The organism is Clostridium sp. (assembly GCF_051650885.1).
GTDB lineage: Bacteria > Bacillota > Clostridia > Clostridiales > Clostridiaceae > Clostridium.
The window spans coordinates 1-23,502 of record NZ_JBOFRG010000056.1; the positions used below are offsets into that span (position 1 = coordinate 1).

Here is a 23,502-nt window from a genome sequence, read left to right on the forward strand (position 1 = left end):
AGTGAAGAGGGTGAAGCCTTAAGAGTTATAGGATCAAGAAATATAGAAGAAGAAGCAAAAAATATAATTAAAAGATGTGTAGAGATAAAAAATAATGGAGGAAATTTAAGAAGTACATGTATTTTAGCTAGAAGCAATACTTATAATATAAGGCTAAGTGAAAAAATAAAAAGCTTTAATTTAAATTTAGGTTTTCAATTTTCCCTTGTTGATGAATTTAGCTTTTTTAAGAGAGCTGAAATAAAAGACGTGATAGCATTTTTAAAAGTAATAATAAATGAAAATGATACAGTAAGCTTAGAAAGAATTTTAAAAAGGTTAAATACAAATGTATCAAGTGAAACACTTAAAAAGGTTTCAGATGTAAGGCATAGAAAGCTTAGAGTGAAATTAAATGATTATTTAAGCAATTATAGTGAATTTGGAGAGTATTATACTCTTCTTATAGAAGCTTTCAATAGAGGAGAAATAGTTGTCTTTGATGTTGAAAGCACAGGTGTAGATGTAACAGAGGATGAAATAATTCAAATTGCTGCTATAAGATTAGATAAAGATGGAAGAGAAGTAGAGACTTTTGAAAGATTTATAAAGCCTTCTAAAAGTGTTGGGAAATCTGCATATATTCATGGCTTTACAGATGAAGAACTAGAAGAAAAAGGTGAAGCTAAAGAAGTTGTATTTAAAGATTTTTTTAAGTTTATTCAAGGAAAAGTAGTTGTAGGACACAATGTAAATTATGATATTAGCATTTTAAGTAGTGAACTTAATCGATTGAAGATGGGAACTATTTTAGTAAAGGGGGTTTACGATACCTTAGAAATCTATAGAAGATTTTATGGGGATTTAAAAAATCATAAGTTAGAATACTTAAGTAAAGTTTTTGAAGTGAAAAATAAACCAACTCATGACGCTTTAGATGATATACGAGCAACAGGTGAAATTTTAATTAAAGAAATAAAGAAAAGAATTATGGGTGAAAGAAAAGAACGAGAGATTCTTATAGGTGAAAACTTTAGTAAGTTTAATAAGATGAGAGAAAAACTTACAAGGATAAGAGAAAAAAGCTATGAGCTTCGAAGTTATGAGATGATAGAATATTTATTAAAAGAATTCAATTTTTTTGGAAGCTATAGTTTAGAAGAAAAAGGTATAAAAGAGAAAAATGTGAAGAAGTTAATAGAAATATTAAAAATAACAGATGAAAAAGAAAAAGGAAACAGAGATTCAATAATAGAAAGTGTAAATTTAACAAGTCTTTCAAATGGAGAACTTGAAGAAGTAATGGTAAATAGAAGTGGGGTTATTAGAATTCCTATAATAACAGTTCATCAAGCAAAGGGATTAGAATATGAAAATGTACTTATAGGAGGTTTAAATGAAGGGGGATTCCCAATTAAAAAAGGGGATTATAAGGAAGAAGGAAGGATATTTTATGTAGCTCTTACAAGAGCTAAAAAGACACTTACATTTTTTTATTCAGAATTTAATTTATGGGGAAAAAGAGAAGAAAAAAGCTCGTTTTTAGATTTTTTATAAGAGAAAACTATGTGAGTAAATAATAAATATTAAAAATTAAGTATAAATAAAAAAGAAACTTTTTATAAAGCCTATTGAGTAAAGGAGAAAAAAACTATAGAATCATATCTAATATATATATGGAGCTTCATAGATTTAAAAAACTAAAACTAAATTAAAAAAGAAGGATAGAGTGATTAACAAATGAAATTTTTTAAAGAGTTTTCTCCTTTCCAAAAAGGATTTTTCGTAGTATTTTTAGTAGCAAGCATAGTAGCCTTTTTTATTCCTATAATGACTGGAACAGGAACATGGGCACAAACATTTGAGTTTGCAAGTATAGTAGGAATTATATCAACAATATCAGGGATTTTCACAGCGATTTACCAAGCAAAAGCAAGTATAAAGTGTTATTTTTGGTGGACATTAAATACTATAACTTATGCAGTAGTAGCATGGTATAGTCAACTTTACGGGCAAGTAATTCAAAACATAGTATTTATTCTTCCTCTTATAGTAGTCGGATTTATTGAGTGGAGAAAGAATTTAAGTCAAAATGATAGTGATGAAATAGAAATAAAAAGATTTAAGGCAAAGCATTGGATATTTACAATTATTTTTATATTTGTGGGATGGTTCTTGTATGGATGGTTCTTAAAATCATTACCGGATATATTATCACATATAGGACTTACATTAGCACCAGATAAAGAATACATATTAGATTCATTAACAACAGTATTTACTATTTATGCAGTATTTTTAACATCAAAAAGATATATGGAACAATGGTATTTCTGGATTTTATCAAATTTAGGAATAGTATTATTTATAGAGTCAATGCTTAGAACAGGATTTACAGTAAGTGATTTCTCAGGAGCATTAACATGGCTTCAATATGGAATAATAGCATTTTATGGATTTTATAATTGGAACAAACTTTATAAAAAAAGAAAAAAAGCATAAAGAAGAGGCTAGAAAGTTTTACTTTCTAGCCTCTTTTAAATTAGATAAAGAAATTTTTTGACCATTAAAATTATAAGCAGTAATTAAACGTGAAGCTTCTTGTTTTGGACCAGAAGATTCCATTCTATTAACACCAGGTGCAACCTGCTCCACATAAATTATTTTATCAGGTGTAATGTTAATGCTTAATATATTAACAGGGTTAAATGAAAGTAGAACTTTTCCATTAGTATTTAAAACATCATATCTAGTTTCAGATTTACATAAGAATAAGCCATTTTCAAATTTGATTGAATTATAACCGTTATAGCTTAATATTCCTTTATCCTCTTCATAAAGATAAAGACTATTTGCATATTTTGAATCAGAAACATTTTTATATGCACCAAAGTATCCTTTAGGTGTTATTGTACCCTTAGTTAAAGGTTCTAAATAGAACTTTGATTTAGTAGTTTTTTTAGTTCCAATATCATAAAGAAATACTTCGTTATTAGGAGTTTCATAAAGTACAGTTTGGTCTGAAATTGTTTGAATTACGCCAGGAACAGAACCTAAAATTTTACCATCTGAATTAATGATAAATGATGAATTATCTTTATAACAAGCATAATAGTTTCCATTTTGGAAAGCTTCTATAGCATAAGCATATCCAGGAATAATTGAATAGTTAGGATCGATTAAAAAATCACCTGTTTTATTGATTAATCCAAAATATCCATTTTTTTGAACTATTGCATAGTCACCGTTAAATGCATAAGCAGATTGGAATATAAATGGTATTATTGTACTATCATTCCCATCTATATATCCATATTTAGCAACACCACCGGAAATTTCACAAGCTAAGTATGGACTTTCTGAAGCTTCCTTTTGAATGGAAGTGTATTTAAAATCAGACTTAAAATCTTTACTAGATATATTATATACAGAGAAAAGATTTGACTTGTTAGAAACTGCAAAAGTATCTCCATTAACTCCATGGATATTAGTGTATTCAGCAGGAAGAGCAACATCTCCATTAAAATCTAAAAGTCCATAAAGTCCTTTGTTATTTTGTACCACAATTCCATTATCTTGAATAGAAATAGAAGCATAGTTACTAGCAGAAACTAAAATTTTACCATTTAAATTAGCGATAGATTCATTGCTTAATGGATTTAAAACTAAAAAGTTGTTTTTTATCCAAAGTGAATTGTACTGAAGTGGAACAATAACGGAATTAGAAAAATTTAAAACTCCTAGGAATCCACTTTTATTAGATACTTTTAAAAGTTTATCTTTTAAGCTTAGTACAGAAACGTTAGTATAATTGCTCGGTACTGTAGCTAAAATCACTCCCTCATTATTTAAAATAACAGTGCTATTATCTTTAGTAGTTCCTACGAAATAATATTCTCCATCTAATTCATGTGATAAAAGTGTTTTGTAAGTAGATTGGATTATAACATCACGCTTAGAATCTACAGCACCATAAAGCCCATTACTCTTATTTTGAAAAATAAGAGGTGTTAAGGGTGTTGTAGTAGTTATTTTCTTTTTGGGGTTACCAATGAAAATGAAAATACCACATAATAAAAGAATTATTACAATGGGTAAAATTTTCTTGGCTTTTGAGTTATTTAAAGGTGAAATTAAATTCTTTAGTTTTTCATTCATGAATATCCTCCGAAAGTTTTGATTATAAATTACATCTAATATGATTATAAAGGGTAAAAAGTTTTTAAATATGAAAAAAAAGAGACTAAAATGATAAAAAAAGATGAACAAAGTAAAGGAGATATGAAAAGCGGTAAAAATATAGTAAAATAATGTTATGTTCATAGGGAGGATATAGAAATGGAGTATAAATTTAAGAAAATCAATGTAGAACCAATTTTTAAAGTAAATGTAATTAATTCTAAAGAGGAACATAAAATAAAAAACTTTGAATTGTTAAATGAAATATTAGAAAAAAATAAAATTGATGTTATTAAAGAAAGTGAAAATGACTTTATAGAAAAAGAATACTTCTTTAATAAAATGAGTTTTATAACAGTATTATTAGTTATTTGTCCACCAGCTGGAATTGCATTGATGTTTGCGTATGGAAAATTTAAAATTAGATGGAAAATATTAATTACTATTATTGTGATAGTAATTGATATAATACTACTAAGCTTTTTAGTACATTACTTAAAGCAAAAATAAAAGATAAGGAACTTAAATATGGATAAAGAAAAAGAAGAATTGGATTTAAAAAAGAATAGTGGAGATGGGGCAAGAGTACCTGTAGATTTAGAAAAAAATATGAAGGCGTTAGAAAAGTATTTAGGGATAGATACTGAAAGTAGCAGAAGACCTGCATACTTTACATTTGGAGGACTTTTCATAATACTATTTGGTTGTTTGCTTAATATAGTTTCATCAGTAGGAAATGCATTTTTGATAATAGGAATATTATTAGAAGTAATTGGATTAATTCTTATTATGAAAAAATCTTATTGGATAGCATATAAGTGGAATAGAAGTATTGTTATGTATTTAAAAGATGATAATAAAGAAAGCTTAGAGTATTTAGAAAAATTACCTAAAGAAGAAAAAGAAACAGAAGCTTATAAAAAAATGAAAAAGCTTTTGGAAAATTAAAAAAGGCACCTTTCAAAAAATTTGAAAGGTGTTTTTTTAATGATCAGAAAATTCTATTTCAGTTAATTCATTTATTCTAGAATTATTTAAATAAGGTGATAAAGCTTCATTAGTTTCTACAAGTGGTAAATAAATAGTAAAGGTAGAACCTATGTTAAGAGAACTTTGAACCTCGATAGAACCACCATGTTGTTCTATAATTGACTTACATAAAGAAAGACCAATACCACTTCCCTCACTTTTATTTAATGAATGTGTTGAAGATTGAACAAATCTATCAAAAATAGTTTTTTGATCATCCTCTGAAATTCCAAGACCAGTATCAGAAAACTGAATACAAATTGTTGATTTATCAAAGAGAGAGATGAAAATAGAAATTGTGCCACCAGCGGGAGTGAATTTTAATGAATTAGAAATTAAATTTAAAGAAACACGCTCCATCTTATCTCTATCAACTAAAGTATAGATTTCCTCAAAATCAGTATCAAAAGTTATAGAAATATCTTTTTTTTCAGCATAAGCAACAGTTGAAAGGGAAATATCCTCAACAATTTCAACAATATTGTAAGTTTGTTTATCTAAAGAAAAGTAACCAGCATCTATTCTAGTTGTATCAATAATATTATTAATAAGCTTTAAAAGCCTAAAAGAATTTTTCTTTAAATAATTAAATTTTTCAAGACTATTATCTGTTTTAAAAATAACTTCACCATTTTTCATATAAATCTCAAATAAACTAATAGTACTAATTATTATATTAAGAGGTGTCCGAAGTTCGTGAGAAATATTTGCAATGAAATTAGTTTTTAATTTATCGACCTTAATTCTTTCTTTAAAGGAACGTCTAAAAAGTAAATATTTAAAAAGAAAGGCTGTTAGTAAAATAAACAACATCATAACAGCAAATTTAGAACGGTTAACTTTTTTTTCACCGGATAAAGTAATATTTTCTTTAAAGGTGTAGGTAGAAATAGAAATATCATCAGTTTCTTTTAAATGATATTTATTTAAATCTTCATTGATATAAAAGTCAGTTTTATTATATTTGTTTAGAGGTGCATAAGTTAAAGCAGGAATTAAATTATTATCTAATAATACTGTATCAGCAATTTTATGACCTACAAAAATACCACTATAGTTGAAAGCACCAATATTAAAACGTGTACCAAACTCACGAAAGCCGCCATAGATTGGGAGGTCAGTGAATCTAGCTAATTTTTCAACCGAGCCAAAAGGAGTTATTTTGCGTTTAAAACCACTTTCGTCAGCATTTTCATAGAGAGGTGAAAAAACGACGATAATAGCGTCCTTAGTAATAAATTTTTCAATAGTTTTTTCATATTCATCTGCTAAAACTATATTGTAATTTATAGAAGGATTTTTTTTAATATAATCTTGAATATATGGATAAAAGTTAGAGTGGGCAAATTCCTTATCCATAACAATATTAATAGTTTTAGGGTTATGGACATCAACGATATAATCAAACTTTTTTTCAAAATCAAAATTCAGAAAAAAAGTTTTAATATTAGAGGGGAATTTAAAAGAATCTTTTTCAAAACCTAAAAGATAAATTTTTTGATCTAATAGATATTTAGAAGAAAACTTTTTAATTAAATTATAAGATGCTTTGTCTAGAGAAATAATAGATAATACCTTGTTTTCTCTCGCAATATGCTCAATATGTTTAATTTCTTTTACATCATCTGAATTATTAATATTATAGGTAATGGTGTTTACATTATGCTCAGCAAGTTGAGTTTTAATGCCTTCAAAAAGTCTAAGAGAAAATTCAGATTCATGTTGTGAATCTAAAACTAAAACTGTTTTTTTTGTATTTGCATATGAAGCACTTGGAAAAAATAAGCTTCCTAAAAAAATTATAATAAGTAATTTAAAAAATTTCATAAATCTAACCTCGACAAAAATTGTAAAATAATAACTTAATTTTACAATATTTCCTATAAAATGAAAAGATAAAAATTTAAGAAAAGATATAATATTTGTATAAAAAGAGATATAGATTATAATAGAGTATAAGATAAAATCTATTTTAGAGATTGAAAGGAAAAAAATATGAGTAAAATATTAGTTTTAGCAGAAAAACCATCAGTAGGTAGAGATATAGCAAAAGTTTTAAAATGCACTAACAATAAAGGGGCATATATAGAAGGAAGTAAATATATAATAACGTGGGCAATGGGACATTTAGTTGGACTTCAAGATCCAGAAGGATATGGAGATAAATATAAAACTTGGAGTTTAGAAACTCTTCCAATGCTTCCTAAAAATATGAAAACAACAGTTTTAAGAAAAACAGGAAAGCAGTTTGCACAAGTTAAAAAGCTTTTAAATAGAGAAGATGTAAGTGAAATTGTAATAGCAACAGATGCAGGACGTGAGGGAGAGCTTGTTGCAAGATGGACTATTCTTAAGGCGGGATGCAGAAAGCCTCTTAAAAGATTATGGATTTCATCACAAACAAATAAGGCAATTTTAGATGGGTTTAAAAATTTAAAGCCAGGAAGCCAGTACGAAAATCTTTTTAGAGCAGCTGAATGTAGAGCAGAGGCTGATTGGCTTGTTGGTCTTAATGTAACTAGAGGGCTTACTTGTAAGTATAATGCACAATTATCAGCAGGAAGAGTTCAATCACCAACTTTAAGTCTTATAGTTAATAGAGAAGAAGAAATAAAGAATTTTAAACCAAAAGAGTATCATACTATAAATATAAAATCAGATAAGTGTGATTTTACATGGGTTAATAAAGATAATAATGGTAGAATTTTTGATTTAGAATTCAGTAAAAAGGTTGAAGCTAAGCTTAAGGGAGCAGATATTAATATAGTTAATGTTAATAGCAAGGATAAGAAAGCTTATCCTAAATCACTTTATGATTTAACAGAGCTTCAAAGAGATTGTAATAGAATGTTTGGATTCTCAGCAAAGCAAACTTTAAATGTAATGCAAAGATTATATGAAAATTATAAAGTTTTAACATATCCAAGAACAGATTCAAGATATATAACTACAGATGTAGTAGGAACTTTAAAGGACAGAGTAAAAGCAGTAGCTTTTGGAGAATATAGAGGGGTTTGTGAAAATCTTTTAAGAGGTGATATTAGAGGAAATAAAAGCTTTGTAGATAATTCAAAGGTTTCTGATCACCATGCTATAATTCCAACAGAAGAAAGAGGAAATTTAGCTCTTTTAAGCTCTGATGAGAGAAAAGTCTATGACTTAGTAGTAAAAAGATTCTTAAGCCACCTTATGACAGCATATACTTATGTAGAAACTACTTTAGAAGGTGAAGCAAATGGTGAAAGACTAATTGCTAGAGGAAAAGTAGAAAAAGAAAAAGGTTGGAAGAGACTTTATGATAGAGTAGATGAAGATAATTCAGGTGAAGATATAAAAGACCAAACTTTACCAGTAATAAATAAGGGTGAAAAGCTAAAAGTTAAAGCTGTAGATGTTAAAAAGAATCATACGACACCTCCAGCAAGATTTAATGAAGCTACACTTCTTTCAGCAATGGAAAATCCACAAAAGTATATCAATGTAGATAAAGAATCAGCTAAAACATTAAATGAAACAGGTGGACTTGGAACGGTTGCAACAAGAGCTGACATTATAGAAAAATTATTTAACTCATTTGTTATAGAGAAAAAAGGAAAAGATATATATCCAACATCAAAAGGAAAGCAACTTATAGAACTTGTGCCAGAAGATTTAAAATCACCTCTATTAACAGCAGAATGGGAAAGAAGACTTGATGCTATAAGTAAAGGTAAAGAAAGTGCAGATAAATTCTTAAAAGAAATAAGAAATTATACAGTAGCACTTGTAGAGGATGTTAAATTTGCAAAAAGTAAATTTAAACATGATAACTTAACAGGAAAGAAATGTCCTGAATGTGGAAAATACATGCTTCAAGTTAAAGGAAAACAAGGAGAAATGTATGTATGTCAAGACAGAGAATGTGGGCATAGAGAAAATATTGCAAGAGTAACAAATGCAAGATGTCCTGAATGTAAGAAAAAGTTAGAACTTAGAGGATCAGGAGATGGAAAAATATTTGTATGTCCTGGAGCAAACTGTAACTTTAGAGAAAAAGAATCTGTATTTAAAAAGAGATTTGATAAAAAAGGAAAAGTAGATAAAAGAGAAACAAATAAGATAATGCAAAAAATGAAAAAAGAAGCAGCAGAAGATATAAACAATCCGTTTGCAGCATTATTAAAAGATTTTAAATAATAAGAAAGGCCACTAGTTAAAAGCTAGTGGTTTTCTTCATATTGAGAGAGAATTTTTTTTGTATAATCAATAAAAAAATTTTTCACATGATTTGGAGAAAGAATTTTAATTGAATCACCTAAGAAAAATAAGAAACTATATTCAGCTATAGTATTTGAAAATGAAATAATAGCTTCATAGTTAGAATCATCTAGTTTATGAAGTGTACTTTCATTATAATATTTTTTAAATAGTTCATAGGCAGATTCTTTAACTAAAAGCTTAACTGAAATAGTTGTATCATATTTCCAAGAAAGTGATGGAATAGTTGAATAATCTAAATATCGAATATTAAATTTTTTAGAAGTGATAGTTAAGTTATATATATTAGCGATATTAAAAACTTTAAATGTTTTACTTTCTATTAGAAACCCTTGAACAAGCCAAAGTGAGTGTTTGAAAATAAATCGATATGGTTCAAGAGTACAATGAAATTTATCACCATAAATATTATAATAATCAAACTCTATCTCTAGTAAATTGTCTAAAGCCTCATTTATTCTATTCATTGTATTAATGTAGGTTGAGCTTATACTAGAAGGAGAAGTATCGATGAATAGTTTATTTATTTTAAAATTTAATAGATGTCTATCTTTACTAGATAGAAGGGATTTTAACTTTTTAAATGTTAAATCATAAGAAGAGGTATTAGCAGATATAGAGAGAGTTTTTATAGCTGTAAGTAAATTTTCTATATTTGAGTTATCTAAAAAAGAGCTATAAGAAAAATCATCACTTATAAAAATTCCACCATTTTTACCTTTTGAAGTATAAATAGGGATATTTGAAAGTGAAAGTGTGTCAACATATCTATAGATAGTTCGTATAGAAAGTGACAATTCTTCTGATAGCTCCTTTGCAGTGCAGTGTTTATTTTTTAATAATATGGTAAGCATCTTTAGTAATTTAGCAGATTTCATAATATTAGTCCTTTCTAAAAGAAAACATTTTTTGAATATGACAAATATTGTCCTATTTAGAAGTGTAAACTAATAATATGAAATAATCAAGGAGTGAAACTTATGAAAAATAAAGTTACGAAAGTTATAGTTGCAAAGACTGTTATGTTTTTAGCAGCAACGGCATTTATAGTATTATTTAAAAGTGTTTTTGGTGAAGCAAATGTATTCGTTGGGATAGGATCATTTATAGCAATGCTAATGTTAATGGAAAGAGACTTGACAGGGAATCTATTAAAATATACAAGTATATTTTTATTTGTGAATTTGCTTACAGGAATTGGAATATTTATAATAGGAAAAAATATGTGGCTTGGAATACCAGTTAATTTTCTTATTGTATTTATAATTGGGTATTTTTTCTGTAACGATTTAAGAAAACCTATATATTTACCTTTTATGTTACAGTACATATTTTTATTGTCTGAGCCACATGTAGAAAGTGAAAGCAAAAGAATTCTTGCATTAATTATTGGAGCATTACTAATTATGTTGCCACAAATTTTATTTAATATGAAAAAATTAAAAAAACAATCAATAAAAACTTTTTCTAAAGCAAGTGATTTAATAGTAGAGAAAGTAAAACTTATAGAGCAAGAAAAAGAAATTAATAAAGTAAATGAAGAAATAGAAGAGTTATTTAAAGGCTTAAAAATAGCTATTTTAGATAGAAAAGATAAGGATTGTAATTTATCTAAAGAAGGAGAAAAAAATTTAACTATGCTTGTATGTCTTCAAAAATTAAATTCTAAAATAAGAGAAGAAGATAATATTAGTGAAGAGGTACTGTCTTATATAAAAATAGGAATGGAGTTATTTAAAAAAGTAGTAAATAATGAAATAAACTATGAAGAGTTTACAATAAATATCCATAATTTAAATGAGAAATATAAAGAAGAACTTGGAAAAACAGTAACATCAGTTCAAATTTTAAATAGCTTTAAGGTTATTGGAAATACCATGCAAATTATAGAAACTAATGATGAAAGCTTTGAAATAAAGAAAAATAAGAAGAAATTTAGTATAGGAAACTTTATTAAAGAAAACAAAGATGGAGTAGGATTTTGTTATGGAATACGTGCAGGAATTGGAATTGCAGTAACATATTTTATAGCACAATTTTTTCATCTTCAAGAAGGGTACTGGATGGCAGTAACAATATATTCAGTTGTAAATCCTATTTATGAAATTAGTAAATATAAGATGAAGGATAGAGTAATATCTACAATTCTTGGTGGAATAACAGTTGTAATTTTATTTAGTATATTTAAGGGGAGTATGGAAAGAAGTATAATAATGCTTTTAACAGGTTACATAATGACATACTTTACACAGTACAAATATACGATTTACTTTGTAACCATAAATATCGTGGCTATGGCAACTGGAAGTGGAAGTATTACATCCTTTGCAGCACAAAGAATTATGTTTGTTGCCATAGGGGTTATTATAGCAATTTTCTTAAATAAATTTGTACTTAAGAAAAGCTTAGAGGATATAAATAATAATCTTATAGAAAGATATAGAAGAATAACTAGAGATATGATTGAAAGTATATATAATATGGCAAAATCTAAAAAAATAGATAAGGAAAAGATAGAAGAAGATTTTCTAACAACTTCTTTAATTGAAAATAAGATAAAAGAAAATTTTGAAGTTTCTTTAATAAAACAAGATTTAGAGATTGAATTAAGAAAAAGAATATTAGTTGTAGATATTTTTAGCTTATATATTGAATTAGGTGAAAATATAAATAGCGATGAGTATAGAGTGTTTTTTGAAAAACAAATAGAAAGATTAGCAAAAAATGATGGATGTACACTAGAAAAATGTAATGTATTAATAGAAAAAAGCACAACTATACAAGAAAAAATTATTTATGCAAATATATATGAAATAAAAAGAAATTTAGATATTTAATAGAAAAAAATCAAGCTAGACCTTTAGAAGTCTAGCTTGATTTTTTATACAGAAATTTTATTAGTTAGTAGAAGGTAGATTGCAAGGACACTAAGAAGTAAAATGATAATAGCTATTAAAACTTCATACCAAGCATGGAAGACTTTTCTTTTATTTTCTTTTTTAGCCCAGATAAAAAAGATAAGTCCTATAGAAAAGAATATGCAGTTTAAAAGGATATATTTAGTTCCAGCAGCATAAAGAATCCAAAGGGTGTATATAACAGCAATAATAGAAGCTAAGGAATCTTTAAAGCTAAGAGTTTTATTTTTTTCAGTTATAGCCAGTTTAAGTGCATAAAGAGCACTTAAAAAGTATGGAATTAAAATTGCAGTTGATGCAATAGTGTATAGAACTTGATATCCACTATTTGAAAAGTGGGAAAATAAAAGTAATATTTGAGTAACTATAGTTGTAAGATAAAGTGATGAAGATGGAGCACCATGTTTATTTTCTTTAGATAAAAATTTAGGCATTACTTTATCTTTAGAAGCGATGTATGGAAGTTCAGCAGTTATTATAGTCCATCCAAGTAAAGCACCTGTTAAAGCAACTATAAGACCTATATTTATAATGATAGCACCCCATTTTCCAATAACACTTTGAAGTATATAAGCAAGAGATGGGTTTTGAAGACTAGCGATTTCAGGTCTTTTCATTACACCAAGAGCAATTAAGCTAATTAAAATATAAATAAAAATAGCACTAGAAAGCCCAACAATTGTAGCTCTACCTACATCTTTTTGTGTTTTAGCACGACCAGAAACAACTACAGCACCTTCAATTCCTACAAAAGACCAAAGAGTTGCAATCATAGTGCTTTTTACTTGGGTAAAAACTCCTCCAAGACTTGGTGTACCAAAAAATTGGAAGGAAAAATTCTTTATGTTAAAGAAAATAATACATACAACAATAAAAAGTATAATAGGAAGTATTTTCGATATTGTTACAATAATATTTACAAGAACAGCTTGTTTAACCCCTTTAAGAACAAGAAAGTTAATAGCCCATATTATTATTGAGCCACCTATTATTGAAGGCCAGTTGTTTCCATCTGGATTAAAAATATTGAAAAAGTATGAAAGCGACCCAAAAATAAGTGTTGCATAGGCAACATCACCAAAAATTGAACTTAGCCAATAAATCCAAGCTGAATTAAAGCCCATATATGAACCAAAGCCTTCTTGTGCATAACTAAATAGTCCTCCTGTTAAGTGAGGTTTTTTATTTGAAAGCATTTGATATACAAAAGCTAAGCCAAATACTCCTATCCCAGCAATTATCCAACCTAAAATAATTGCAAAAGTTCCAGCATTTTGTGCAAGTTGTGAAGGTAAGCTAAACAATCCCCCTCCAAGCATTGCCCCTATAATAAGAAAGGCAAGACCGAAAAATCCTAATTTTTTATCTGTATGTTCCATAATTTTCTCCTTATTTTAAATATAAAATTCATACTTTAAATTATATAAAAAAATTATAATTATGCAATAAAAATGCATAAAAGTTCACAGAAACTTATAAATATGCAAAAATGTAATATGTGAAAAAAGAATAGATAAAATGTTCACTTTAAAAGTATTTACAAGGAATTAAAGAATTTAGTAAAATTAAGGTTAAAACAAAGGAGGAAATATTATGAGTAATAAAAAGGAAGGAAATGCTTTGAAAAAGATAGCAAAAGCATTTTTAGGAAAAACAGTAGTAGATAAGGTAGTAAGAGTAATATTATTAGTAATGGCAATAGGTGTAATTGGATATTATTTTTTAGTAAATGGATTTAATGTAGGAGGAGCTAGCGGAAGCTTTTCAAATAATAGTTTTAACAGTAATGGATTTTATAGTACTAGTAGTTATTCTAATAGAAGTAGTGATGGAAATATACAGTTTGGAATAGGCTTTGGAGAAAGTGGCCATGCTGGTGGAGAAGGTGAAGGAAGTGGTCACGGTGGCCATGGCGGTGACGGCGGCGGAGGTGGAGGAGAATAGTCCACATAAAAATAAGGATTGCAAAAATGCAATCCTTATTTTTAAAGTCTAAAATCATCAATGAAGTCTTCAGCATCTTCAATAAGTTCATCTTCAACAAACCTATCACGCATTCTTCTTTCTTCATCAAAAAGAATATCTTCTTCTAACATTTCACGTTCAATAAAGCGATTTTCTCTTAAACGCTCTTCTTCTCTAAAAAATCTATCATCACGTCTAAAACGGTCGTCATAAACATCTCTATCTAAGTTTCTTCTATCATGTCTTAGTTTTTCTTCTTCATAAAGAGTTCCTAAAATATCACCTTCAGCTAAGTCCCTATCTAAATTCATTCTATCACGTATAATCCTATCTTCATCTATTTTTCTTTTTTCATAATCTATTATATCTCTAAATATTCCCATAATAGTTCACTCCTTTAAAAGTTTAATTTAGATTTAAATTGATTATACGACTTTAATGTGAAGAAATAAATAGTATATTGCTAGGTGAAATGTGAAATTTTGATTATAAAAAGATGAAGGGTAAAAATGTAATTTTAATTTTAAGTTTTGAAGATAAAGATATGATAATATAATATTGAGATTTTAAAAAAGGTATAGAAAGGAGTTTTAAACAGTGAAGGATGTAGTTTTTATAACAGGAGTAGGAAATGGAATAGGAAATGCTTTAGCAAAAGAATATGCAAGAAAAGGCTTTAGTGTAGTTGGAATAGATAAAATTGAAAAGAAGTTTGAGGAAAAAAATATTATATTTTTTAAAGTTGATGTAAGCTCAGAAATTGAGGTGAAAAAAGTTTTTGAGAAGGTTAAAGAACTTTTTGGTGGAATTCATATTTTAATAAATAATGCAGCTATAAGTAAATTTAATAAAGATATCTTAGAAATTAAAAGTGAAGAGTTTATGGATGTTATAAATGTAAATTTAAAAGGAAGCTTTTTGTGTGCAAAGGAATTTATTAAAGCAAATGAAAACTTAGAATATGGAAGAATAATAAATATAGCTTCTACAAGATGGAATCAAAATGAGGAGGGATGGGAGGCTTATGGAGCTTCTAAGGGAGGTCTTGTATCCTTTACCAACACATTAGCAGTTTCTTTAAGTGGAACTAATATAACGGTAAACGCAGTCAGTCCAGGATGGATAGAAACAGGCGATTATGAAAGCCTTACAAAAAGAGACCATGAACAACACCCATCAGGAAGAGTTGGAAAACCAATAGATATTTTTAAGGCATGTTTTTATTTATCAGATAAAGAAAATGATTTTATAAATGCTACTAACATAGTAGTTGATGGAGGAATGTCTAAGAAAATGATTTATGAATAAAAAAATTAAGTAAGATAAAAAGAAAGGTTAGTGGAAAAAATGTTAGTTATATTATCACCAGCAAAAAAACTTTTAGATAGAGAATATGATAAAAGATTAAAGTGCACAAGTACTAGATTCGATAATAAGTCTATTATTATAAACAATAGACTTAAGGAGTTTAATCCAGATGAATTATGTTCACTTATGAAAATATCAGAAAAGCTTAGAGATGAAGTTTTTGAATATGTTCATAAGTTTGAAATAGTAGAAAAAGAAAAATTATTTCCATGTATATTTTATTTCAATGGAGAAGCTTTTAAGGGACTAAATATAGAAGATTATAAAAAAGATGAATTAGAATATGCAAATATCCATTTAAGAGTATTATCAGGAATGTATGGAGTTTTAAGACCTTTAGATAGGATAAGTAAGTATAGACTGGAAATGGGAACAAAATTAAATATAGGAGATAAAAAAAATCTTTATGAATTTTGGGAAGATGAAATAAAAAATGAATTAATAAAAGATATAAAAGAAACGGAATCAGATATTTTAGTGAATTTAGCTTCAGAGGAATATTCTAAATCAGCTAAGTTAAAAGAACTTAAAGATATAACAGTCATTACACCTGTATTTAAGGAGTATAAGAATGGTACGTATAAGGTAGTTACTGTTCACGCAAAGAGAGCAAGAGGCTTGATGGCAACCTTTATAATGAAAAATAAAATAAAGACAGTTGAAGAACTTAAAAAATTTGATTTAGAAGGATATGTATATAGAGAAGATATGAGTAATAAGAGAGCTTTAGTATATACAATAGGCTAAAGCTCTTTAGAATTGTTACGCTTTTTTAAAGCTGCATTTTTGTTATCAATCATTTTCTTTAAATAAGAATAAAGGATAAAAGCGGCTACGAAAAAAGGAACAGAAATTAATAAAAAAATTAAAATTTTCATAAAAAGGCTCCTTAGTTAAAATATTTGTTAATAATATTTTAATATAAAAAGCCTTTTAAATAAAGGGGATTATAAGTAATATAATAAATATAGTGTAAAAAGCAGGAGGGAAAATTATGGTTTCAATCTTTTTAATTTTACTAGATATAATAGTTGTAATAATGATGATAACGACATTTATAAAGGCATTTTCTACTTTTAAACATGTTGGAAAGATAGATAATTATGAATCAGAAGTTAGTGATGAAATGCAAGAGGTAAATAAAAAAGGAACAAAATATATGCTTTTTTCAGTAATGTTAGTACCAGTAAGCATATTATTGACAATATTTATAGTTTTAAGTAATGCGATGCATTAGTAAATATAGAAAAAACTTTATTCTAAAAAGAATAAAGTTTTTTCTATTTATTGGAAGATAAAGATTAATATGGTATTATTATTATATAGGTTAGAAAGGCGATGATGTGTTATGGGAAAAATATTAATACTTGGTGGTACTAGATTTTGTGGTAAAGAGTTAGTTAAAGAGTTAATTAGAGGTGGGGATGAAGTAACTATATTAACAAGAGGAAATAGTGAAAATCCATTCAAGGAAGACGTAAAATGGTTAAAAGCAGATAGAAGAAATTTAGAATCTATGAGAAAAGCATTGAATAATTTGGAGTTTGATGTAGTTTATGATAATTTATGTTATTCACCGAATGATGCAAAAATTGGGATTGAAGCATTAAAAGGAAAAGTTAAAAAGTATATAGTAATATCATCTTTAGCAGTATATGATAAAAGAAAAGGTTTAAACTTAAAAGAATATGAATATGATATGAAAAAAAGTGAGATAAAATTTGGAGAAAGAGAAGAATTTTCATATTCAGAAGGAAAAAGACTTATGGAGTCGGTTTTTTCAAAGTATGCAGAGTTTGATGTTACTATGGTTAGATTTCCAGTAATAATTGGTAAAGATGATTATACGAAAAGACTAAAAATTTATGTAGAAAAAATTGAAAATGAAGAAAAAATATATACAACAAAATTAGAAGAGCAGATGAATGTTATAACTAGCAATGAAGCAGCTATATTTTTGAAATGGATAAAAGATAAGGAGATTATAGGGCCTGTAAATGCAGCATGTAATGGGGATGTAAGCTTAAAAGAAATTATAAAAATTATAGAAGAAGAAACAGGAAAAAAAGCAATTATAGATAGAACCATAGATGTAATAGAAACATCTCCATATAATGAATATTTAGGTATTACAATAAGTACAGTTTATATTAGAGGATTTTATTTTTATAGATTTAAAAATGCATTAAGCGAGATAAGAGAAATTATAAAAGGTTATATAGAAAAATAAATTTAAGAAAGAGTATTAAAAGCGAATCAAATAAGATTTGCTTTTTTTAGATGGAATTTTATAAATGAAAATATTTTTTTAACCAAACTAAATAAAAAACATATCCTATAGTAAAAGAAGAGGAGAGTGGTTAGTATGGATATGTATGCTTTAATTGCACTTGGTGGAGGAATACTTGTATGGGCAACTGTGATATTTAAAAATAGATATAGTTTATATAAGAAAAGTGAAAGAATTAAAGGGAAGATAAAAGAATTTAGAAAAATAGATGAAGTAATATTAGAAACTTTAAATTATTCAGAAAAAGTAACTACTTATAAGCCTATAATTGAGATTGAATACAAAGAAAATAAAAAAATATTTTATTATGATATGGAGATTGATAGAAAAATTTATGGAATTGGAGATGAAATCGATATCATATATGATGTAGAAAAAGATACTATTTTTATAGACTCACCAATGGAATTTTTAAGATTTCCAATATTCTTATATATGATAAGTATATTATTTTTTTCATTTTCATTAATGATGTATTTATTTAGATAGAAACTATGCAATGCAAAGATGCATTGCATAGTTTTATTTTGGCATAAAATACTTAATAGAGATATTTTTTCTAAATTCATAGTTGACAAAAAACTTTGATTATATTATAGTTTGATTATCAAATCATTTGAGATAAAAAATATTTGATAGCAATTGATTTATGTGAGTAAAAAGATTATAGTTATAAAGGATGTTAGGGAACTATGGAGGAATAGGAATGGAAAAAAAGAAAAAAATATTAAATGAATTGTTAGTTCAAATATTTAATGACATACTTCAAATTGAAGAACAAGCATTAAAGCAAGGTGTGTTGAATGATTTGTCAGTTACAGAGATTCATACATTAGAGGCCATTGGTCTTTATACTGAAAGAACAATGTCAGAAGTAGCTCAAGATTTAAAAATAACAGTGGGAACACTAACTACTGCTATAAATAAGCTTATAAAAAAAGAATATGTTGAAAGAAAAAGAATTGAAGAAGATAGAAGAGTTGTTTTGATAAAACTTACAAAAAGAGGCAAGCTTGCCTATAGACTTCATGAAAAATTTCATAATGATATGATAAACGCTACTATTAAAGGATTATCAGAAGATGAAGAAGATACACTTATATCATCTTTAGAAAGATTAAATGACTTCTTTAAAACAGAATATAATTTAAAAGATTAAGGAGAAATTAAATGAATGAAGTGAAAATAAAATCCGTTGGAGCATATTTACCTTCAAGAAAAGTTACTAATGAAGATATAAGTAAATTAGTAGAAACAAATAACGAATGGATAGTAGAAAGAACAGGAATAAGAAGTAGAAGAATATCAGAAGGTGAAGATACATCGGATATAGCTTATAAGGCAGCTCTTATGGCTATGGAGAGAGGGAATATAAAGGGTGAAGAAATTGACTTAATAATAGTTGCAACATTAACACCAGATAATTATACACCGTCAGTAGCATGTATGATACAAGGTAAAATAGGTGCAAAAAATGCAACAGCCTTTGATATAAATGCAGCATGCACAGGATTTATATATGCATTAGAAGTTGGAAAAAGCTTAATAAGTACAGGAAGATATAGAAAAGCTCTTATTATAGGAGCAGAAACATTATCTAAAATAATAGATTGGTCTGATAGAGGAACATGTATATTATTTGGTGATGGAGGAGGAGCTTGTATATTAGAAGCCTCAACAGAAAAAGGAATTATAAATTCATATAGTATATCAGATGGAGAAAAAGGTGATACTTTAACTGCAGGGGCAAGAAATGTAGTTAACCCTTATATAAAAGAAGAAAATAAAAAATTAGAATATATAAAAATGAATGGTAGGGAAGTATTTAAGTTTGCAACTAAGGCAATTGTTACTTCAATAGAGAAGGTTTTAGAAGAAACTGAATATAAATTAGGTGACATAGATTTAATAATTCCACACCAAGCAAATCTTAGAATAATAGATTATGCAGGTAAAAAGCTAAATTTACCTTTAGATAGGTTTTATATAAATTTAGAAGAAGTAGGAAATACATCTGCAGGGTCCATTCCAATAGCTTTAAATAGTGCATTTGAAGAAGGAAAATTAAAACCAGGTATGAAAGTTATATTAGTTGGTTTTGGTGGCGGACTAACTTGCGGAGCAACATTAATAGAATTTTAAAAGAAATGAATTTTTAGGAGGAATAAAAAATGATATTTGAAGAAATTAGAGAAGTTGTATGTGAACAATTAGGTGTAGAGGAAAGTGAAGTAAAGTTAGAAACAACATTTGAAGAACTTGGAGCAGATTCACTAGATTTATTCCAAGTTGTAATAGAAATAGAAGAAAAATATGGAATTCAATTAGAAGATGCTGAAAGCATTAAATGTGTTAAAGATGCAGTAGATTACGTTGAATCAAAAACTAAGGCGTAATTAAAGCTAAGTATTTGTAATAATTTAACTTGTAAGTTTTATAACAGAAAATCGGGATTCTTCTTTATAACTTTGAAGTAGAACCCGATTTTAATTATATAAAGAAAAACTAGTTTTTTAGATGTTTAGGAGGATTTTACATGAAAAATAGAATTTGTGAAGTGTTAAATATAAAATATCCAGTATTACAAGGAGGGATGGCATGGATAGCAGATGCATCTTTAGCAGCTGCTGTAAGTGAAGCAGGCGGACTTGGAATAATAACGGGAACAGCACCTATTGAATGGATAAGAGAAGAAGTTAGAAAGGTTAAAGAAATTACAGATAAGCCATTTGGAGTAAATATAATGCTTATGTCAGAACATGCTGAGGAAGTGGCAAAGCTTGTATGTGAAGAAAAGGTACCAGTAGTTACAACAGGGGCAGGAAGCCCAGGTAAGTATATGGAAATGTGGAAGGAAAATGGAATAAAAGTTATTCCAGTTGTAGCATCAGTAGCCTTAGCAAGAAGAATGGAAAAGATGGGCGCAGATGCAATAATTGCAGAAGGAACAGAATCAGGTGGTCATGTAGGGCAATTAACGACTATGACATTAATTCCACAGGTAGTTGATTCAGTAAGTATACCTGTAATCGCAGCAGGAGGAATTGGAGATGGAAGAGGTGTAGCAGCTAGTTTTATGCTTGGTGCATCAGGAGTTCAAGTAGGAACAAGATTTTTAGTAGCTAAAGAATGTACAGTTCATCAAAATTATAAAGATAAAGTGCTAGGAGCTAAAGATATAGATACAGACGTAACAGGAAGGGCAACAGGACACCCTGTAAGAGTAATTAAAAATAAATTATCAAGACAATTTATGAAATTAGAAAAAGAAAATGCTTCAGTAGATGAATTAGAAGAGCTTGGAAGAGGATCTCTACCAAGAGCTGCAAAAGATGGAGATGTAGTTACAGGATCAATTATGGCAGGTCAAATATCAGGACTTATAAATAAAGAAGAATCATGTAAGGAAATTATAGAAGATTTAATGAATGGAGCTAAAAAGCTTATAGGAGATTTGGAGGTTTAAAAATGGGGAAAATAGCTTTTCTTTTTGCAGGGCAAGGTGCTCAAGCAGTAGGAATGGGAGAAGATTTATTTGAAAATAGAACAGACTCTAAAGAAGTATTTTTAGAGGGAGAGAAAACTTTAAATATGGGGATATTAAATCTTATGTTTGAAGGAAATGAAAAAGACTTAACAGATACTAAAGTAGCACAACCTGCAATAGTGTTAAACTCATTAGCAATTGCAAAAGCTTTAGAAAATGAAGGTATTAAACCAGATTATTCATGTGGATTAAGTTTAGGTGAATATACTGCATTAATAAATGATGGAGCAATTGAGTTTGAAGAGGGGATGAAGCTTGTTAAGACACGTGGTGAAATAATGGGTGAATATGGCGCTAAAACAAAAGGTAAAATGGCAGCTATATTAAAATTAAAAGAGGATAAATTAAATGAACTTGTTGATAATTGCAAAGAGTTAGGAATTATTGAAATAGCAAATTATAATTGCCCAGGTCAAACTGTTATAGGTGGAGAAGTAGCACCTATAGATAAAAGTATTGAAGAAGCTAAAAAGCTTGGTGGGTTAGGTATCCCTTTAAAGGTAAGTGGCGCTTTTCATACATCTTTATTAAATGAAGCAAGTGAAGAATTTTTTAAATATATACAAAATATAAATGTAAATGATATAAAGGGTAATGTTTATTCAAATTTAAAAGGTGGATTATATGAAAAAGAAGATGATTTAAAAAGCATTTTAAAAAATCATATGGTTAAACCAGTATACTTTGAAAAAATAATAAGAGATATGCTAGAAAAAGGTGTAGATACTTTTATAGAAGTAGGACCAGGAAAAACATTATCAGGATTTGTAAAAAAAATAGATAGAAAAGTAAAAGTTATAAATGTTTGTGATTTGGAAACACTAAATAGTTGTATAGAAACATTAAAAGAAAAGTAATTGGAGGATTTTATGTTAAAGGATAAAAATGCAATAGTTACAGGAGGAGCAAGAGGAATTGGTAAAGCAGTTGCTTTAAAGCTTGCAAGTCTTGGTGTGAATGTACTGATAAATTATAGAAGTAATGACGTTGAAGCGAATGAAGTAAAAAAAGAAATTGAAGCTTTAGGAGTGAAAGCAGAAATTTTTAAATGTGACATAAGTGAATTAGAAAAAGTTAATGAAATGATAAGTTTTGCTAAAGAAAAATTTGATAGGATAGATATATTAGTTAATAATGCAGGAATAACAAAAGATACATTATTACTAAGAATGAAAGAAGAGGATTTTGATACTGTAATTGATGTTAATTTAAAGGGTGTATTTAATTGCTTAAAAGCTATTACACCAATAATGGTTAAGCAAAGAGAAGGAAGTATTATAAATCTTTCATCAGTAGTAGGGATAGTTGGTAATGCAGGTCAAATAAATTATTCAGCATCAAAAGCTGGAGTTATTGGTATGACAAAATCCTTAGCAAAAGAGCTTGGAGGAAGAGGCATTAGAGTAAATGCAGTTGCTCCAGGATTTATAGAAACTGATATGACAGAAAGTTTAGGCGATAAATATAAAGACGAAATAAAAAAAGGAATTCCTTTAAAGAAGCTTGGAAGTGCTAAAGATGTAGCAAATTTAGTAAGCTTTTTAGCATCAGAAGAGTCAGCATATATAACAGGTCAAGTTATAAATGTTGATGGTGGAATGGTAATGTAGTGGAGGAAAGAAGATGGAAAGAAGAGTTGTAATTACAGGAATGGGAGCATTAACTCCAATTGGAAACAATGTAGAAGAATTTTGGAAGAATGCTAAGATTGGTAAAAATGGAATTGATTTTATCACATTATATGATAATGAAGAAACAGGAGTTAAAATTGCAGGAGAAGTTAAGAACTTTGATCCTGAAGTTGTAGGAAAGAAAGAAAGTAAAAGATTAGATAGATTTTCACAGTTTGCATTATGTGCAGCAGAAGAAGCAATAAAAGATTCAGGTTTAGACTTAGAAAATATAGATAAAACTAGAGTTGGTGTTATGGTAGGTTCAGGAATTGGTGGATTCCAAACTATGGAAAATGA

At 27.7% G+C, this 23,502-nt stretch carries 25 protein-coding genes; 19 read left to right on the forward strand and 6 right to left on the reverse strand.

Annotation, left to right across the window (positions count from 1 at the left end):
• Positions 1–1,536, forward strand: a 1,536-nt coding sequence (locus tag ACRC28_RS02890; RefSeq protein WP_438541953.1) for a 3'-5' exonuclease, incomplete at its 5' end; no start/stop codon positions are given.
• A 183-nt stretch (positions 1,537–1,719) separates the two neighbouring features.
• Positions 1,720–2,481 (forward strand): nicotinamide riboside transporter PnuC, encoded by a 762-nt coding sequence (gene pnuC / locus ACRC28_RS02895; RefSeq protein ID WP_438541954.1) that lies wholly within the window; start codon positions 1,720–1,722, stop codon positions 2,479–2,481.
• An 18-nt stretch (positions 2,482–2,499) separates the two neighbouring features.
• On the opposite strand, the gene ACRC28_RS02900 is transcribed toward pnuC, so the two are convergent.
• Entirely contained in the window at positions 2,500–4,137 is a 1,638-nt protein-coding gene (locus tag ACRC28_RS02900; RefSeq protein ID WP_438541955.1) for a WG repeat-containing protein, read from the reverse strand.
• A gap of 180 nt (positions 4,138–4,317) precedes the next feature.
• Between ACRC28_RS02900 and ACRC28_RS02905 the strand changes: the two genes are divergently transcribed.
• Both ACRC28_RS02905 and ACRC28_RS02910 read left to right on the forward strand, forming a co-directional pair.
• A complete protein-coding gene (locus tag ACRC28_RS02905; RefSeq protein ID WP_438541956.1) occupies positions 4,318–4,668 on the forward strand; it encodes a hypothetical protein in 351 nt (116 codons plus the stop codon).
• Between the two features lie 18 nt (positions 4,669–4,686).
• Positions 4,687–5,106, forward strand: coding sequence for a hypothetical protein (locus ACRC28_RS02910; RefSeq protein ID WP_438541957.1), 420 nt, complete (start codon positions 4,687–4,689; stop codon positions 5,104–5,106).
• A 36-nt stretch (positions 5,107–5,142) separates the two neighbouring features.
• Here the strand turns inward: ACRC28_RS02910 and ACRC28_RS02915 are convergent, their stop codons facing one another.
• On the reverse strand, positions 5,143–7,014 hold the full coding sequence (locus ACRC28_RS02915; RefSeq protein ID WP_438541958.1) for a sensor histidine kinase: 1,872 nt from the start codon (positions 7,012–7,014) through the stop codon (positions 5,143–5,145).
• 168 nt (positions 7,015–7,182) lie between these two features.
• Here ACRC28_RS02915 and ACRC28_RS02920 point away from each other — a divergent pair, with 168 nt between their 5' ends.
• Complete coding sequence (locus tag ACRC28_RS02920) at positions 7,183–9,363, forward strand: DNA topoisomerase III (RefSeq protein WP_438541959.1); 2,181 nt, start codon at positions 7,183–7,185, stop codon at positions 9,361–9,363.
• A gap of 23 nt (positions 9,364–9,386) precedes the next feature.
• Here the strand turns inward: ACRC28_RS02920 and ACRC28_RS02925 are convergent, their stop codons facing one another.
• Positions 9,387–10,298 (reverse strand): helix-turn-helix transcriptional regulator, encoded by a 912-nt coding sequence (locus tag ACRC28_RS02925; RefSeq protein WP_438541960.1) that lies wholly within the window; start codon positions 10,296–10,298, stop codon positions 9,387–9,389.
• 126 nt (positions 10,299–10,424) lie between these two features.
• Here ACRC28_RS02925 and ACRC28_RS02930 point away from each other — a divergent pair, with 126 nt between their 5' ends.
• Entirely contained in the window at positions 10,425–12,281 is a 1,857-nt protein-coding gene (locus tag ACRC28_RS02930) for an FUSC family protein (protein ID WP_438541961.1), read from the forward strand.
• 44 nt (positions 12,282–12,325) lie between these two features.
• Here the strand turns inward: ACRC28_RS02930 and ACRC28_RS02935 are convergent, their stop codons facing one another.
• Positions 12,326–13,741 (reverse strand): basic amino acid/polyamine antiporter, encoded by a 1,416-nt coding sequence (locus ACRC28_RS02935; protein ID WP_438541962.1) that lies wholly within the window; start codon positions 13,739–13,741, stop codon positions 12,326–12,328.
• Between the two features lie 214 nt (positions 13,742–13,955).
• On the opposite strand from ACRC28_RS02935, the gene ACRC28_RS02940 reads away from it, so the two are divergent.
• Positions 13,956–14,306 carry a hypothetical protein gene (locus ACRC28_RS02940; protein WP_438541963.1) on the forward strand — a complete coding sequence of 117 codons (351 nt, stop codon included), beginning with the start codon at positions 13,956–13,958 and terminating at the stop codon, positions 14,304–14,306.
• Between the two features lie 41 nt (positions 14,307–14,347).
• On the opposite strand, the gene ACRC28_RS02945 is transcribed toward ACRC28_RS02940, so the two are convergent.
• Positions 14,348–14,710 carry a hypothetical protein gene (locus ACRC28_RS02945; protein WP_438541964.1) on the reverse strand — a complete coding sequence of 121 codons (363 nt, stop codon included), beginning with the start codon at positions 14,708–14,710 and terminating at the stop codon, positions 14,348–14,350.
• A 214-nt stretch (positions 14,711–14,924) separates the two neighbouring features.
• Here ACRC28_RS02945 and ACRC28_RS02950 point away from each other — a divergent pair, with 214 nt between their 5' ends.
• Entirely contained in the window at positions 14,925–15,635 is a 711-nt protein-coding gene (locus tag ACRC28_RS02950) for an SDR family NAD(P)-dependent oxidoreductase (RefSeq protein ID WP_438541965.1), read from the forward strand.
• A gap of 39 nt (positions 15,636–15,674) precedes the next feature.
• Positions 15,675–16,442, forward strand: a complete 768-nt coding sequence (yaaA, locus tag ACRC28_RS02955; protein ID WP_438541966.1) for a peroxide stress protein YaaA — start codon at positions 15,675–15,677, stop codon at positions 16,440–16,442.
• Here yaaA and ACRC28_RS02960 read toward each other — a convergent pair.
• The gene (locus ACRC28_RS02960; RefSeq protein WP_438541967.1) at positions 16,439–16,573 is read right to left on the reverse strand and encodes a hypothetical protein; all 135 of its coding nucleotides are present in this window, start codon (positions 16,571–16,573) and stop codon (positions 16,439–16,441) included. The two genes, yaaA and ACRC28_RS02960, sit on opposite strands and share 4 nt — an antisense overlap.
• 116 nt (positions 16,574–16,689) lie before the next feature.
• Here ACRC28_RS02960 and ACRC28_RS02965 point away from each other — a divergent pair, with 116 nt between their 5' ends.
• The 10 genes from ACRC28_RS02965 to ACRC28_RS03010 form a co-directional block, all read left to right on the forward strand.
• Positions 16,690–16,932, forward strand: a complete 243-nt coding sequence (locus ACRC28_RS02965; RefSeq protein ID WP_438541968.1) for a hypothetical protein — start codon at positions 16,690–16,692, stop codon at positions 16,930–16,932.
• A 111-nt stretch (positions 16,933–17,043) separates the two neighbouring features.
• On the forward strand, positions 17,044–17,925 hold the full coding sequence (locus ACRC28_RS02970; protein ID WP_438541969.1) for an NAD-dependent epimerase/dehydratase family protein: 882 nt from the start codon (positions 17,044–17,046) through the stop codon (positions 17,923–17,925).
• Positions 17,926–18,060: 135 nt separating this feature from the next.
• Positions 18,061–18,474 carry a hypothetical protein gene (locus ACRC28_RS02975; protein ID WP_438541970.1) on the forward strand — a complete coding sequence of 138 codons (414 nt, stop codon included), beginning with the start codon at positions 18,061–18,063 and terminating at the stop codon, positions 18,472–18,474.
• 217 nt (positions 18,475–18,691) lie between these two features.
• Positions 18,692–19,144: a MarR family winged helix-turn-helix transcriptional regulator gene (locus ACRC28_RS02980; protein WP_438541971.1), complete on the forward strand. Its 453-nt coding sequence runs from the start codon at positions 18,692–18,694 to the stop codon at positions 19,142–19,144.
• An 11-nt stretch (positions 19,145–19,155) separates the two neighbouring features.
• On the forward strand, positions 19,156–20,127 hold the full coding sequence (locus ACRC28_RS02985; protein WP_438541972.1) for a beta-ketoacyl-ACP synthase III: 972 nt from the start codon (positions 19,156–19,158) through the stop codon (positions 20,125–20,127).
• A gap of 29 nt (positions 20,128–20,156) precedes the next feature.
• A complete protein-coding gene (locus ACRC28_RS02990; RefSeq protein ID WP_438541973.1) occupies positions 20,157–20,381 on the forward strand; it encodes an acyl carrier protein in 225 nt (74 codons plus the stop codon).
• A 140-nt stretch (positions 20,382–20,521) separates the two neighbouring features.
• On the forward strand, positions 20,522–21,451 hold the full coding sequence (gene fabK / locus ACRC28_RS02995) for an enoyl-[acyl-carrier-protein] reductase FabK (RefSeq protein ID WP_438541974.1): 930 nt from the start codon (positions 20,522–20,524) through the stop codon (positions 21,449–21,451).
• A 2-nt stretch (positions 21,452–21,453) separates the two neighbouring features.
• The gene (gene fabD / locus ACRC28_RS03000) at positions 21,454–22,389 is read left to right on the forward strand and encodes an ACP S-malonyltransferase (protein ID WP_438541975.1); all 936 of its coding nucleotides are present in this window, start codon (positions 21,454–21,456) and stop codon (positions 22,387–22,389) included.
• Positions 22,390–22,401: 12 nt separating this feature from the next.
• The gene (fabG, locus tag ACRC28_RS03005; RefSeq protein WP_438541976.1) at positions 22,402–23,142 is read left to right on the forward strand and encodes a 3-oxoacyl-[acyl-carrier-protein] reductase; all 741 of its coding nucleotides are present in this window, start codon (positions 22,402–22,404) and stop codon (positions 23,140–23,142) included.
• A gap of 13 nt (positions 23,143–23,155) precedes the next feature.
• On the forward strand, positions 23,156–23,502 hold a 347-nt coding region (locus ACRC28_RS03010; RefSeq protein ID WP_438541977.1), incomplete at its 3' end, for a beta-ketoacyl synthase N-terminal-like domain-containing protein.